The 12,919-nt window shown below is 39.7% G+C and carries 12 protein-coding genes and 1 pseudogene; 6 read left to right on the forward strand and 7 right to left on the reverse strand.

Going from position 1 to position 12,919, the window contains the following annotated elements; all coding sequences use genetic code 11:
- Positions 1–119: 119 nt before the first annotated feature.
- Positions 120–416 carry a hypothetical protein gene (locus tag H5200_RS21525; protein ID WP_220497049.1) on the reverse strand — a complete coding sequence of 99 codons (297 nt, stop codon included), beginning with the start codon at positions 414–416 and terminating at the stop codon, positions 120–122.
- A gap of 326 nt (positions 417–742) precedes the next feature.
- Positions 743–1,396, reverse strand: a complete 654-nt coding sequence (locus tag H5200_RS21530; protein WP_145236013.1) for a DUF6058 family natural product biosynthesis protein — start codon at positions 1,394–1,396, stop codon at positions 743–745.
- A gap of 170 nt (positions 1,397–1,566) precedes the next feature.
- Between H5200_RS21530 and dapA the strand changes: the two genes are divergently transcribed.
- Entirely contained in the window at positions 1,567–2,487 is a 921-nt protein-coding gene (gene dapA, locus H5200_RS21535) for a 4-hydroxy-tetrahydrodipicolinate synthase (RefSeq protein ID WP_182719557.1), read from the forward strand.
- 197 nt (positions 2,488–2,684) lie between these two features.
- Complete coding sequence (locus H5200_RS21540) at positions 2,685–3,986, forward strand: DEAD/DEAH box helicase (RefSeq protein WP_145236005.1); 1,302 nt, start codon at positions 2,685–2,687, stop codon at positions 3,984–3,986.
- Between the two features lie 72 nt (positions 3,987–4,058).
- On the opposite strand, the gene H5200_RS21545 is transcribed toward H5200_RS21540, so the two are convergent.
- Positions 4,059–5,669, reverse strand: a complete 1,611-nt coding sequence (locus H5200_RS21545; protein WP_182758253.1) for an NAD(P)/FAD-dependent oxidoreductase — start codon at positions 5,667–5,669, stop codon at positions 4,059–4,061.
- Positions 5,670–5,834: 165 nt separating this feature from the next.
- On the opposite strand from H5200_RS21545, the gene fdxA reads away from it, so the two are divergent.
- Positions 5,835–6,158 carry a ferredoxin FdxA gene (fdxA, locus tag H5200_RS21550; protein ID WP_145235999.1) on the forward strand — a complete coding sequence of 108 codons (324 nt, stop codon included), beginning with the start codon at positions 5,835–5,837 and terminating at the stop codon, positions 6,156–6,158.
- Positions 6,159–6,292: 134 nt separating this feature from the next.
- Positions 6,293–8,524 carry a carbohydrate binding family 9 domain-containing protein gene (locus tag H5200_RS21555; protein ID WP_182762568.1) on the forward strand — a complete coding sequence of 744 codons (2,232 nt, stop codon included), beginning with the start codon at positions 6,293–6,295 and terminating at the stop codon, positions 8,522–8,524.
- A gap of 101 nt (positions 8,525–8,625) precedes the next feature.
- Here the strand turns inward: H5200_RS21555 and H5200_RS21560 are convergent, their stop codons facing one another.
- The 4 genes from H5200_RS21560 to H5200_RS21575 form a co-directional block, all read right to left on the reverse strand.
- The gene (locus H5200_RS21560) at positions 8,626–9,165 is read right to left on the reverse strand and encodes a fused DSP-PTPase phosphatase/NAD kinase-like protein (protein WP_182762570.1); all 540 of its coding nucleotides are present in this window, start codon (positions 9,163–9,165) and stop codon (positions 8,626–8,628) included.
- Between the two features lie 142 nt (positions 9,166–9,307).
- On the reverse strand, positions 9,308–10,906 hold the full coding sequence (locus tag H5200_RS21565) for an AbgT family transporter (protein ID WP_182740899.1): 1,599 nt from the start codon (positions 10,904–10,906) through the stop codon (positions 9,308–9,310).
- Between the two features lie 107 nt (positions 10,907–11,013).
- A complete protein-coding gene (locus H5200_RS21570; protein ID WP_182719554.1) occupies positions 11,014–11,316 on the reverse strand; it encodes a hypothetical protein in 303 nt (100 codons plus the stop codon).
- A 2-nt stretch (positions 11,317–11,318) separates the two neighbouring features.
- Positions 11,319–11,576, reverse strand: coding sequence for a DUF3081 family protein (locus tag H5200_RS21575; protein WP_149980149.1), 258 nt, complete (start codon positions 11,574–11,576; stop codon positions 11,319–11,321).
- A 162-nt stretch (positions 11,577–11,738) separates the two neighbouring features.
- Between H5200_RS21575 and H5200_RS21580 the strand changes: the two genes are divergently transcribed.
- Positions 11,739–12,638, forward strand: a complete 900-nt coding sequence (locus tag H5200_RS21580; protein WP_149980150.1) for a redoxin family protein — start codon at positions 11,739–11,741, stop codon at positions 12,636–12,638.
- Positions 12,639–12,704: 66 nt separating this feature from the next.
- Positions 12,705–12,919: pseudogene (locus tag H5200_RS21585) on the forward strand (flavohemoglobin expression-modulating QEGLA motif protein); the annotation flags it as partial.

A 12,919-nucleotide genomic window follows, 5' to 3' on the forward strand; every position in this document is an offset into this window, starting at 1 on the left:
ATTTGGCATATTCAAGTTTTTGTTGTGCACTGAGTGTTACTTTTGATTTTCTGGTCATAGTGATACCTTTTGGGTTTAGCTCATTTTACGCTATAAACCTGTCCAGTTTCATTAGACCATTACACTACGACATCTTTGAACGTAAAAATTCCTTGCTCTTTGTTAGCGTTCAGCTTTTTATAAAAGGGGTCGTTTTGAAAAGAGGTGGTGAGATAACGCTGGAACAGAAGATCGCGTTCACTTTCAATCGAATCATATAGGTAGATAGGGTGTTTACCTTCGCGGTAGCCGAGGATAACCGCGCAATCAAAACTCAATATGGAAGCAATCACGCGCATGAGTTTAGGCGTAAAGCTTGGTGAGTTAAGAGCAGAAATTGTCTCTGCAAGTTGAGTGTTGAATGCGTCGTTAGGCATGGGAATTCGCGAGTCAATAAAGATTGAGATAAGCATAACGCAACAGGCGGTTTCCCCAAAGTTATCTATATTGGATAATTGAGTTTGGTTCCTATGCTGAGTGCATGGCTGCAATACTTGAGGCAATCCGAAAAGTTAGAGTGTGTTGTAGTTCGTAACGTATTTCTGTCCAGAAACGCGCTAGAGTGGCCATCTTCATCGCGCTCAAAGTACTCATTCAGTAAGTTTGGTTACACTACTCTTAAAAATCATCATATTGCGGTTACATTTATGCAAAACTGTGATACGGCACTATTGTTTTTCCTAAAACCTAAAACTTTTTTTCTTCACTTAACCGATAAATCATATTTAAGCACCAGTGCATCAATATAACGGGCACGAAGGGTATGTTGTTTTTCGTGTTCGGCACCATGACTAAGCGCGCGATTTAATAGTTTTAAAGCAGGGTGTAATTTGCTTCGCTCTGCTTGTGTGAGGTTTGGCTTTGTGCGTAATTCGGTTATATCATCTACAACTAAGCGACCAATATCAACGGCGGCGATTTCTTCAATTAAGCCATTTTGAGTTAGCACACCGTATTTACTGCATAAAAATTGTTGCCATACTTGTTGCAGGTGCTCTTCTAATTCACAACCAAATAGCTCTTCGTTAAATTCAAATCCTTGTTGAGCTAACTTCGTTAAACTTGCACTGTATTGCTGTGCAAAGTAGTTGAAGGCTTGACTGGATGAATCAATTTTTTGCTTGGCTAAGCCTTGTCCCCAGTTAACGCATCCTCGTGGATAGAAGTCGTCGTATTCTTCGCATTCATATAAACCAGAGTAAGAGCTACAACTAAGCTGATTTTTAATACAGTAACTGGGTTTTGGAAATAACCCGTTTTGTTGCCAAATTGCAAGAGTATCTTCATCGATTGCTAAGGCATGACAAAGCTCTTCGCTGTGATAAAAATGGGTTGCTAAAAATCGTGATAAACGCATAAAAGTGCACTCAAGGTTAGAAAATAAATATACTGTTTATTTATACAGTTGTTTATTTTGGACTAAGCACCTCTACAACACAAGTAATTTAATTAATTAGTTATGCAACACTCGGAAAACGCCTGCTTTTATGTTACAACTACGGCAAGTTTTTTTAAGATTAATTTTTTATGCGCACCCTAGAACAAATTAAACAAGCAAGCCTCATCACAGCAATTAAAACGCCTTATTTAGCCAGTGGTGAAATTGACTTAGCCACCTATGATTATTTAGTTGAACAGCAGATCGCCGCCGGTGTTGATGGTATTGTGGTCGGTGGAACCACAGGTGAAGGCCAGTTAATGAACTGGGAAGAGCATTTAATGCTGATTGCGCACAGCGTTAATAAGTATGCAGATAAGTTGGTGATTGTTGGTAACACTGGCAGTAACAATACCCGCGAAGCCGTTAAAGCGACTGAGTATGGCTTTGCCAGCGGTATGGACGCAGCGCTACAAATTAACCCTTATTATGGCCGCACATCGATTGCCGGTGTGATTGAACACTTCAAACGAGTGCTGGCAATTGGTCCGGCATTTATTTACAACGTAGCAGGGCGTACAGGACAAGATTTAACCCCTGACATTATTGAGCCGTTGGCACAACATGAAAACTTTATTGGCGTAAAAGAGTGCGGTGGTAATGAGCGCATTAATCACTATGAGCAACAAGGTATTGCCTGTTGGTCTGGTAATGACGATGAAGCACATGATGCTCGCCATACTTATAAAGCGCATGGCGTGATCTCGGTAACCTCTAATTTAATTCCTGGCTTGTATCGTCAATTAATGGACAGCAAAAGCGACGCGCTGAACGCGTCATTACAACCTTTGATCAGTTGGTTGTTCTGTGAGCCAAATCCAATTGCAATTAATACTGCATTGATGATGACAGGTGCAGTCAAGCCTGTATTTAGATTACCTTATGTGCCATTAAATGAGCAGCAGCAAGTGCAAGGGGTTACGTTGATCAATCAACTTGATGATGTTGCTGTTGTAGGTGGCTCTAAAGCCACACCATTAAATTTAGAAAATACAATTATTCTGCCATAATTTAGTTTGGGCTTTAAAAGATCGCCAACCATTGTTGTTATTGCTTAGCAAAGTATGCTTTGAAAAGGTCAAACACAAAAATGGCTGTAGAAGAGAAAAGGTAATTCTAGTTGGTTTATATATTTAAAAACTAACTGTTTGCCTTAAATTGCTGTATAATTTGCGACCCTTGATAATGTGGCCGCAGGTTATACAGCATGAATTTTAAATCTTTTAGTTTTGCCCCTGAACTTCTTCAGGCGTTAGATGAACTTAACTATCACACCCTTACGCCCATTCAACGTAATGCTATTCCAGCAGTACGTAAAGGCAAAGATGTTTTAGCCAGTGCCCAAACAGGCACCGGTAAGACAGCTGCTTTTGCTTTACCAATTATTCAAAAATTATCTGAAGTTGAATACACAAAAACTAATGCGCCACGTGCCTTAGTGCTAGCACCAACCCGTGAGCTTGCAGAGCAAATTGCCAATAATTTTACTGATTTTGCAAAGTACACCAAGCTTAAAACTGTGAGTTTATTTGGCGGTGTTAGTACGGTAGGTCAAGCTAATGGCTTAAAAGCGGGTGTCGATATCGTAGTCGCAACACCGGGTCGTTTACTGGATCATATTCGTTTAGGTAATCTAAGCCTTGCTGACGTACAACATCTTGTGCTCGATGAAGCTGACCGTATGCTTGATATGGGCTTTATTGGTGATATGCAAACAGTGATCAATGGCTGTGCTGAAGATCGCCAAATTTTGTTGTTCTCTGCAACATTCCCAGCGGCAATTAAACAGTTTGCTAGCAAAGTACTCAAGCAAGCTGAAATTGTCCGTGTTGATCAAACCAACAGCACTGCTGCAACCGTTCATCACGTGGTTTATCCAGTTGAAGAGCGCCGTAAACAAGAGTTGCTTTCTGAATTGATCGGTAAGAAAAACTGGCAGCAAGTGTTAGTGTTCGTCAACATGAAAGAAACGGCTGATGAGCTAGTTAAAGAATTAAACTTAGATGGTATCCCGGCTGCTGTGTGCCATGGTGATAAAACCCAAGGTAACCGTCGTCGTGCATTAAGTGATTTCAAAGCGGGTAAAGTACGTGTGCTTGTGGCTACAGAAGTTGCCGCTCGCGGGATTGATATTGATGACCTACCACGTGTAATTAATATTGACTTACCATGGCTTGCTGAAGATTACGTACACCGTATTGGTCGTACAGGTCGTGCCGGTAAACAAGGTCAAGCAATCTCATTTGTTAGCCGCGAAGAAGAAAATATGTTGTTTGAAATTGAAACCTTAATTGGTCAAAAAATTCAGCGTGAATACTTGCCGGGTTATGAAGTAAGTAACCGTGAAGTACTGATTGATAAAATTGGCAAAAAACCATCGCATTTGCGTCGTAGCCATTCAAATAAACCATCAGGTCAAGCAACTGGTGAAGCGCGAGCTAAAAACCGTTCACGTATCTCAAACGTACGTAAAACCCTCAAAGGTGCCAAACTTTCGTTAAAGAAATAATGGTATAAGTTAAGTCATTAACACAAAAAAGCCTCAATAAATGAGGCTTTTTTGTGAACAGTGAAAAACTACTTAGCTATTTTTCTCAAGCATAGATAACGCTAATGCTTCAGCGGCCTTTATACCGTCAATGCCTGCGGAAAGAATACCACCTGCATAACCCGCACCTTCACCGGCAGGGTATAGGCCTTGGGTATTGATACTTTGCATGCTTTTATCTCGTTTAATGCAAATTGGTGATGAAGTACGGGTTTCAACGCCGGTTAATAAACCATCGTTTGATGAAAAACCACGAATTTGCTTATTAAATGCAGGAATTGCTTCACGAATGGCATCAATTGCATATTTAGGTAACACATTTGCTAGATCAGTGAGTTTGATACCTGGTGTGTATGAAGGCTTTACATCGCCTAAGTCACTTGAATCTTTACCTTTTAAGAAGTCGCCAATTAACTGTGCAGGTGCATCGTAATTACTACCACCTAGTTCAAAGGCTTGCTCTTCTAGTTTTCGCTGCAGATCAATACCGGCTAATGGATGACCTGGGAAATCTTCTTCAGGAGAAATCCCCACAACAATGGCACTGTTAGCGTTGCGTTCGCTGCGAGAATACTGACTCATGCCATTCGTTACCACGCGACCTTCTTCCGAGGTTGCTGCAACCACAGTACCGCCTGGGCACATACAAAAACTGTAAACAGTACGGCCGCTTTGACAATGGTGAACCAGTTTGTAATCTGCAGAGCCAAGGATCGGGTTACCAGCATTATCACCAAAACGGCATTCATCGATCATAGATTGTTTGTGCTCAATTCTAAAACCAACTGAAAACGGTTTTGCTTCAACGTAAATCCCTTTATCGTATACCATTTTAAATGTATCACGTGCGCTGTGACCTACCGCAAGCACAACATGACGGGTATCAAGTTGTTCACCGGAGGATAATTTCAGTCCTGTTACTTGGCCATCATCAAGTAGGATGTCATCAACGCGGGTGCTAAAACGAATTTCACCGCCGAGCGCTTCAATACTTGCACGCATTTTTTCAATCATCGTAACCAGCTTAAAAGTACCAATATGCGGTTTGCTGACATACATAATTTCTTCTGGTGCGCCCGCAGCTACAAATTCAGTAATCACTTTACGACCATAATGCTTTGGATCTTTAACTTGGCTGTAAAGTTTTCCGTCAGAGAATGTTCCTGCGCCGCCTTCACCAAATTGCACGTTTGACTCGGTATTTAGAGTACGTTTTCGCCAAAAACCGAAAGTGTCTTTGGTACGTTCACGTACTTCTTTACCACGTTCTAAAATAATGGGTTTAAACCCCATTTGCGCCAGTATTAAACCAGCAAACAGTCCACAAGGGCCAAAGCCTATTACCACAGGACGTTCTTGAATTGTTGCTGGTGCTTGAGCAACAAATTTATAGCTGGTGTCAGGGGCTGGTTTTACATGTTGGTCTTTAGCAAACTGAATTAATAATTGCGCTTCATTATCAACCTCAATGTCGAGGGTATAAATAAGTAAAATGGCGGTTTTTTTGCGGGCATCGTAACCACGTTTAAAGACATTAAAGCTATGGAGTTGGCTGTTATCAATGCCAAGTTTAGTTATAATTGCTTGCTTTATGGCATCTTCGCCATGATCAAGTGGCAGCTTAATTTCTGTTAAACGTATCATATTTAGTCTCTGTTAGGTGTCTTAGCAGTCGCTGATGCGAGTTGCTCACAATCGCGGACTATTTTACGTTAATTTAAGCCTCGATGGCAGCGATTATTTATTGTATTTTGGCTGTGGTTGGGTATGATCTCCAGCTGTATTAAGATATGTTAGGCAAACGTTAAAATGGCATTTGTAGTCACTGAAAACTGTATAAAGTGTAAATACACTGACTGTGTAGCAGTGTGTCCAGCAGATGCGTTTTATGAAGGCCCTAATTTTTTGGCGATCAGTCCGATTGATTGTATTGATTGTGGTTTATGTGTTCCAGAATGCCCCGCTGAAGCAATTTATCAAGAAGATGAATTACCTGATTCGCAACAAGAATTCACCGAACTGAATGCCGAACTTGCTCTTATTTGGCCGCGTATCACTGATGTAAAACCAGCCCCTGAAGATGCCGATACCTGGAATGGTGTGGCCGATAAATTAAAGTTAATTGAGACCTAAAATCTCAGCTTTTTGTCTTGATTAGTTAATTAAAATAACATTTTTGCAATCAAACTATTAACAAATGTACCTGTGTGAATTACAATTGCTACTTAAATTACTCATCCGAGTAACTGAGTATTAAATGGATGTTTATGCAGTATATAAAATTAATAATATTATCTGTCTGGGTTTTAGCTTTCGCTTTATGCAGTACGTTTGCACACGCTGAGCAACAACAATTTAGTTTAGCGCACATTGATCAAGGTATTGATCTTGATGGGCAGTTGAGCGAACCGCACTGGCAACAAGCCACTTTAATCCCTTTACGCTATCAAAATGAACCCAACGAAAAAGGCACACCACCTGTAAAAACAGACGTTTATATCTATGAAGATGGCAACTATTTATATCTTGGTTTTGTTGCTTATGATAATGATCCCAGTCAAATACGTGCAGCACTTCGAGATCGCGATACATTATGGTCGGATGATAATGTCGCATTGATGATTGATACTTTTAACGATGAGCGAACAGGTTATGAGTTTTACGTAAATCCACTCGGTGCACAAGGTGATATGCGCATGACCGATACCGATGGCTGGGCTGAAGATCCATCGTGGGATGCGATTTGGGACAGTGCGGGGCAAATAACTGACCAAGGTTATACCGTAGAGATGCGCATCCCGTTCACTGTATTGCGTTTTCCTAAAAATAAAGCCGATATGACTTGGGGGGTTGCGCTGTGGCGTAATTATCCTCGAGATGTTTTATATCAATTATCCAATGTAGGTTTTGATCGCGACGTGAAATGCAGTTTTTGCCAGTTTGATAAAATAACAGGCTTTAATGCCATGGAACCGAGCAAAAATATTCAATTAACACCGACCTTGACCGCTCTTCGCAATGATGCCAAAGAGGCTGTACCGAGGGACTGGAAAAATGGTGATATTGAGACTGAAGCTGGACTCGATTTACGTTGGGGTATCAGCCAAGATGCGGTTATTAATGCCACCATTAATCCCGATTTCTCGCAAGTAGAGACCGATAGTTTAGAGTTGGATGTCAATACTACATACTCTATTTATTATGCTGAGAAACGCCCGTTCTTTTTAGATGGTGCATCGTATTTCAAAAGCAGTTTATTTGAGCTTTTATATACTCGTACAATTGCCGAGCCTGAAATTGGCGCCAAAATAACCGGGAAAACAGATGCACATAGTTATGCCTTTATGTATGCCGATGATGAAAATACCAGTCTTTTTTTACCGACTAACCAAGGTTCTGGCTTTGCTAATTTAGCTGAAAAATCAAAGTCAGCGGTTGGCCGGTATCAATACGACATTGGCGAGCAGGGCACTATAGGAGTGATGAGTACCCACCGTGAAGCGAATGACTATCACAATACCGTACTGTCTGTAGATGGTAGTTATTGGTTTAATCAAACAGATAGTGTGTTGTATCAAGTTGCTACCTCTGATACTAAAAACTCCGCCTTTTTAACTGATAACTATGGCTTGGAGAAAAACCAATCTGATCAAGCTTATAAGCTCGAGTTTTCTCGCGAGAAAAGGGATTATAAGCTACTTGCCAGTTACGAAGATATTGGTGAGGATTATCTTACCGATGTTGGCTATCAAGAAAAAGTGGATTATAAAAAAGCGTTACTAGGCGGCGGGCAAACTTGGTACTTAGACGCAAGTGAGATGATAACCGAATATTCTTATAATGTTGATTGGGACAAAACCTGGGCGCAAGATGGTAGCTTGCTTGAAGAAGAGTACGAAGGGTATATTTTTTTAAAAGGCCAATTACAGTCATCCTTAGAGTTTGGTTTGATCCATCGTAATGAGAGCTATAAAGATGATTTTTATAATCAAAATATCGGCTTTATTTATGGTGGTTTTAACCCAAGCAAAGATTTACGTATTACGCTCTATAGTGAGTTTGGTAGTAAAATAGATTACAGTAATGAGCAGTTAGGTGATTTATTTACTCTAGAGCCAGAACTTACCTGGGACATCAATGATCATTGGCAACTACAGCTTGAACACAGTTATAGCCGTTTAGATAACCCACAAGGTGAAAATGTATTTACAGCGAATCTAACCGATTTACGAATTTATTATAAATTTAATATGCGCTCGATGCTGAAACTGATTTTACAGTTTGAAGATATCGACCGAAATCAAAATGCTTATTACTTTGCTGTAAATCACATCAACCGAGATTATGGCAGTCAGCTTGTTTACTCATATAAAATTAATGCACAAACATTATTTTACTTGGGTTATTCAGATAAAGGCTATCAAGATGACTCATTAAAAAGTATAGAACGCGATCAACGTACTTTCTTTACTAAATTAAGTTATGCATGGCAGCTTTAAATTACATTTAAAAAAAGCCCTTAGTATTTAACTAAGGGCTTTTTGTTGTTAGATCTATTTAAAGTCATAGTTGAATATTTCAATACATCTAATGTGTTATTTTAATGCTCTTTTATTGCATAGGTTGCTGCTATGGCGTCTCTTACCACAGGTTCAAGACTTTTCAATCCCCACTGTTTACCGGTCTCAATCGCTTTTTCAATTGGTTGGTTAAGCTCTATTGCGTTATAAAGTGCAATCAGTGCCCCAACTCGGTTACCACTTGCACAATGCAGTAATGTTGGGCTCTCAGATGCTTGCGCTAATAATTGCTGCAGTTTTTTTGCATTTTCGATATTGATATCGGCTCTTGATGAAATGGGCAGTGAAAAGTATTGCAGTCCTAAATTGGTCACTAAAGCCTGTTCATCCCAATTATTTTCCCCATCCCCGCGTAAATTAATCACATACTTTATACCTTGCTTTGCAAGCTGCTGAAATTGCTCTTTAGAAGGTTGTCCTGCAGTATAGATGTGTTGTTGCGGGTGCGCATAATTAGTTAATGCAACGGACTTTATATTTACTGATGGGAGTGGCTGCGCATAACTTGTTATGCTGATCAAAGAACATGCTAAAGTGATAATAAAAAATACTATTTTCATGATGTTAGATCTCGTTGAAGTTGCTAATAATGTGACAATTGTATAAGTAGTTACTATTATTAAAGCAGATAGTTTAGTTTTTCAAACACGTTAGAGTCACTTAATAATAATGCCAGCAACAGCTGGCATTATTTATCGGTTATTAAGGTGTGTAATAAATTGGTGAGCCAGGCCCTACTGGCAGACCAAATACAAACACCCACAAATAAAACAGAGCAACCCAACCGACAAAGAAAATCATACTATAAGGCAGCATGGTGGCGACTAAAGTGCCTATTCCCATGTCTTTTTTATATTTAGTGGCAACGGCGAGTATCAAGCCAAAGTAACTCATCATTGGGGTGATCAAGTTGGTGACAGAATCACCAATTCGATAAGCCGCCTGAATGGTCTCTGGCGCATAGCCAATTAACATGAGCATAGGTACAAAGATAGGCGCAGTGATTGCCCATTGTGCAGATGAAGAACCTAAGCTTAGATTAACTAATGCACACATTAATATAAATAACACAAATACTTCAGGACCAGTCAGATTGAGGGCTTGTAACATAGCAGCGCCATTTATGGCTAAAATAGTCCCTAAGTTAGTCCATTTAAAGAAGGCAACAAACTGCGCGGCAAAAAATACTAATACAATGTACATGCCCATTGAGCTCATACTTTTGCTCATCGCGTTGATCACGTCTTTATCATTTTTCATGGTGCCTACTACACGGCCATAAACGAAACCGGGTATACCAAAGGTAATAAAAATAAATACCACAATCCCTTTAGAAAAAGGCGAGTGGGCAAATAAACCTGTTTCAGGATGGCGCAAAATGCCATCTGCAGGCACGATTGTCCAAGCAAGTAGTAGCGATACTAACAATAAAGAAAATCCAGCCCATTTTAAGCCTGATTTTTCTTTAGCTGTTAAGCCTTCTATATTATTTTGCGCCAGATCAGCACTGGCTTCATCGGGGTTGTATTTTCCAAGGCGGGGTTCAACGATTTTTTCAGTCACGAAGGTGCCTAATACGGCAATCAGTAAAACTGAAATCATCATAAAATACCAGTTTGCTTCAGCGCCAACTTGGTAAGTTGGATCAATCATTTGTGCTGCCGGAGTCGTAATACCTGCAAGCAATGGATCAATCGTACCTAACAATAAATTAGCACTGTAACCGCCCGATACACCGGCAAAAGCTGCGGCTAAGCCCGCTAATGGATGACGGCCTAAACTATGGAAGATCATTGCGGCTAAAGGAATTAATACAACATAACCAAGTTCAGATGCGGTATTAGATAATATAGCGGCAAATACCACCATAAAGGTAACTAAGCGTTTAGATGCCCCCATTACCATGCCACGCATTGCAGCAGATAATAGCCCTGAATGTTCGGCAACGCTGACACCTAATAGTGCAACAAGCACAGTTCCTAAAGGGGCAAAACTGGTAAAATTAGTAACAAGACCGGTGACGATACGTTGTAAGCCTTCAGCACTTAATAGACTCACAACTTCGATAACGCCGTCAGGTTCACGACCGGCGGAGCCAATTGGGCGAGGATCAATTGCACTTAATCCAAACCAATCAGCAATACCACTGAAAACAATAATGGCCACACAAAATAGGGCAAACAAGGTGATTGGGTGGGGTAACATATTCCCCAAAAACTCAACCGAGGCTAAAAATCGGTTAAATAATCCCGATTGTTTTTCTTCACTCGATGAGTCGGCAGTGTCGACGGCTTTTGACATAGCAAGGCTCTTAAAATTGAAAAATTTCCGCAATCTATCATTTTTAAGCATGATTATCATTAATAAACGGTGGTTTACCAGATGGGTACGATAAACTGTTAATTAGGCTATAGAATTCCTTTGAATAGTAACGGATAGCGACGTAATCGCTGGCCAATATAGTCATCCGCTAAGATTTGCTGGCAAATATCTTCAATATCATCAGAAGCTTCAAACACCCAGTCGAATCGTTCAATTGCAGTTAAAAATCCTCGCTTTAGGAACCGTTGTTGCCGATACTCCTCGAGATTACCTTTAATTATGGCAAGCTTACTTTCATCGTCGCGTAATTGTTGCACAACCTTGGCTATAAAATCTGTATGTTGGTTGTGCTTATTAGCTGGGCGAATGCGCGGTTTGCTGTTATACACAATTACACCTCATTGATTATATTTTCCAGCTTTTTAAGGAAGTCATCTTTATGCTTTTCATGTTCATAATCGAGATGATAGGTGTTATGAAAACCAAATCGAAGCAACACGCCACTGCCTTTAAGGTAAATGGTATAACCATCAATATCTGAAAATGCGGTTAATCCTTTATAGTGTTTTCCTTCATTATTTATCTCACCATGTTGGATGATCTGCTCATAGACAGCTAATATTTGTTTTCCTTCGATGTCATTTTTCATCACTACTCCAAATGTTGCTTTGATAATTAAATTGATACGAAACCTAACTCTATTTAGTTTATACCATGTAATGATAAATGATCGAAAAGTTCACCGATGTCGCAAAATTACAATCAGCTAAGAAAGCGACCATGCTAAGGTGTATTTATTTTAGGGATAACAATGATGAAGTCTAAATATATTACGCTGTTGTGGGTCTTTTTGTACTTTTCAAGCAGTCAACATTTGTTAGCAAATGAGTCAAATTTGGTTTTAAAAAACCAACAGGGCGAACTGTTCGAGCTGAATAAAATCGTTGGCAAAAAGCCTGTGTATTTAAAATTTTGGGCAACGTGGTGTAAGCCTTGTATGGAGCAAATGCCACACTTTCAGCAGGCCTATGAACAGTATGGAGATACAATTGATACAATAGCGATTAACATTGATCTAAATGATGATCCTACTGCTGTTGCAGCTGTTAAAAAACAGTTTAATTTAACCATGCCTATCATGAGTGATCATACCGCAAAAGTTGCTCAGCATTATCAATTTATAGGCACTCCTTTTCATGTATTACTCGATAAAACGGGCAAAGTGATTTTTCAAGGCCATCAAGCAGATAAAGCACTTGATAATACACTGCGATTATTATCACATGACGGCGTGGTGGCAAAGGCCCGCTTGTTAGATGAAGGTAATAAGCAAGTTGCGACTGCTTTAGTTATTCCAGAGCATGGCTTAAAGGCAATATTATATACGGCAACGTGGTGTGATTGGTATTTAGCTGACACTCGCCCGAAGATGGCAACAAACTGTGCCGCAGCTCAAAAGCAAATCAATTTATTAACCAATCAGGGAATTGATATTGAAGCTAGGGTTAGCCAATTATGGACAGATCAAGCCGCTGTTGATGAATATATCGAAAAATTTAAAGTCATACATCCGGTGTACATTGATCACGGTAATGATTTATTTATTGATAATAAAATCAGTAGTGTGCCTACCTTGGTCATTTATAAAAATGGACACATGGTCAATCGTATCAGCGATTTTTCTAGCCCTGTGAATTTGCAAAGTAAGTAATAATTTGCTTTGAAAATGAGCAAATCTAGCCTATCCTCTAGGCTCATTCATCAGTGAGCTTAGAGCATGATAGATAAGGCGTTATTACTTAAAACTCGCGAATTATCAGATAGATTAATCGCCCTACAAACCCCTATTCGTATTTTAGATGCGATTAATTGGGATAAAAGCATAAAAGAAGAGTTTTTTAGACAAAAATGTCAAAAAAATCCACTGGTTGATAAAGCCTATTATCAGCAACGGGATCTAGGTTTTGTACCTAGCGAGCTACGCCAAGCATT

Source organism: Pseudoalteromonas sp. SG43-7, from assembly GCF_014164295.1.
In the GTDB taxonomy this organism is placed as follows: Bacteria; Pseudomonadota; Gammaproteobacteria; order Enterobacterales; family Alteromonadaceae; genus Pseudoalteromonas; species Pseudoalteromonas rhizosphaerae.

Bases quoted from the DNA above. Each gene is read 5' to 3' on its own strand.
- H5200_RS21555 (WP_182762568.1), top strand. From the start codon at position 6,293: ATGCAGTATATAAAATTAATAATATTATCTGTCTGGGTTTTAGCTTTC.
- H5200_RS21565 (WP_182740899.1), bottom strand. From the start codon at position 10,906: ATGTCAAAAGCCGTCGACACTGCCGACTCATCGAGTGAAGAAAAACAA.
- dapA (WP_182719557.1), top strand. From the start codon at position 1,567: ATGCGCACCCTAGAACAAATTAAACAAGCAAGCCTCATCACAGCAATT.
- H5200_RS21545 (WP_182758253.1), bottom strand. From the start codon at position 5,669: ATGATACGTTTAACAGAAATTAAGCTGCCACTTGATCATGGCGAAGAT.
- H5200_RS21525 (WP_220497049.1), bottom strand. From the start codon at position 416: ATGCCTAACGACGCATTCAACACTCAACTTGCAGAGACAATTTCTGCT.
- fdxA (WP_145235999.1), top strand. From the start codon at position 5,835: ATGGCATTTGTAGTCACTGAAAACTGTATAAAGTGTAAATACACTGAC.
- H5200_RS21575 (WP_149980149.1), bottom strand. From the start codon at position 11,576: ATGAAAAATGACATCGAAGGAAAACAAATATTAGCTGTCTATGAGCAG.
- H5200_RS21560 (WP_182762570.1), bottom strand. From the start codon at position 9,165: ATGAAAATAGTATTTTTTATTATCACTTTAGCATGTTCTTTGATCAGC.
- H5200_RS21580 (WP_149980150.1), top strand. From the start codon at position 11,739: ATGATGAAGTCTAAATATATTACGCTGTTGTGGGTCTTTTTGTACTTT.
- H5200_RS21540 (WP_145236005.1), top strand. From the start codon at position 2,685: ATGAATTTTAAATCTTTTAGTTTTGCCCCTGAACTTCTTCAGGCGTTA.
- H5200_RS21530 (WP_145236013.1), bottom strand. From the start codon at position 1,396: ATGCGTTTATCACGATTTTTAGCAACCCATTTTTATCACAGCGAAGAG.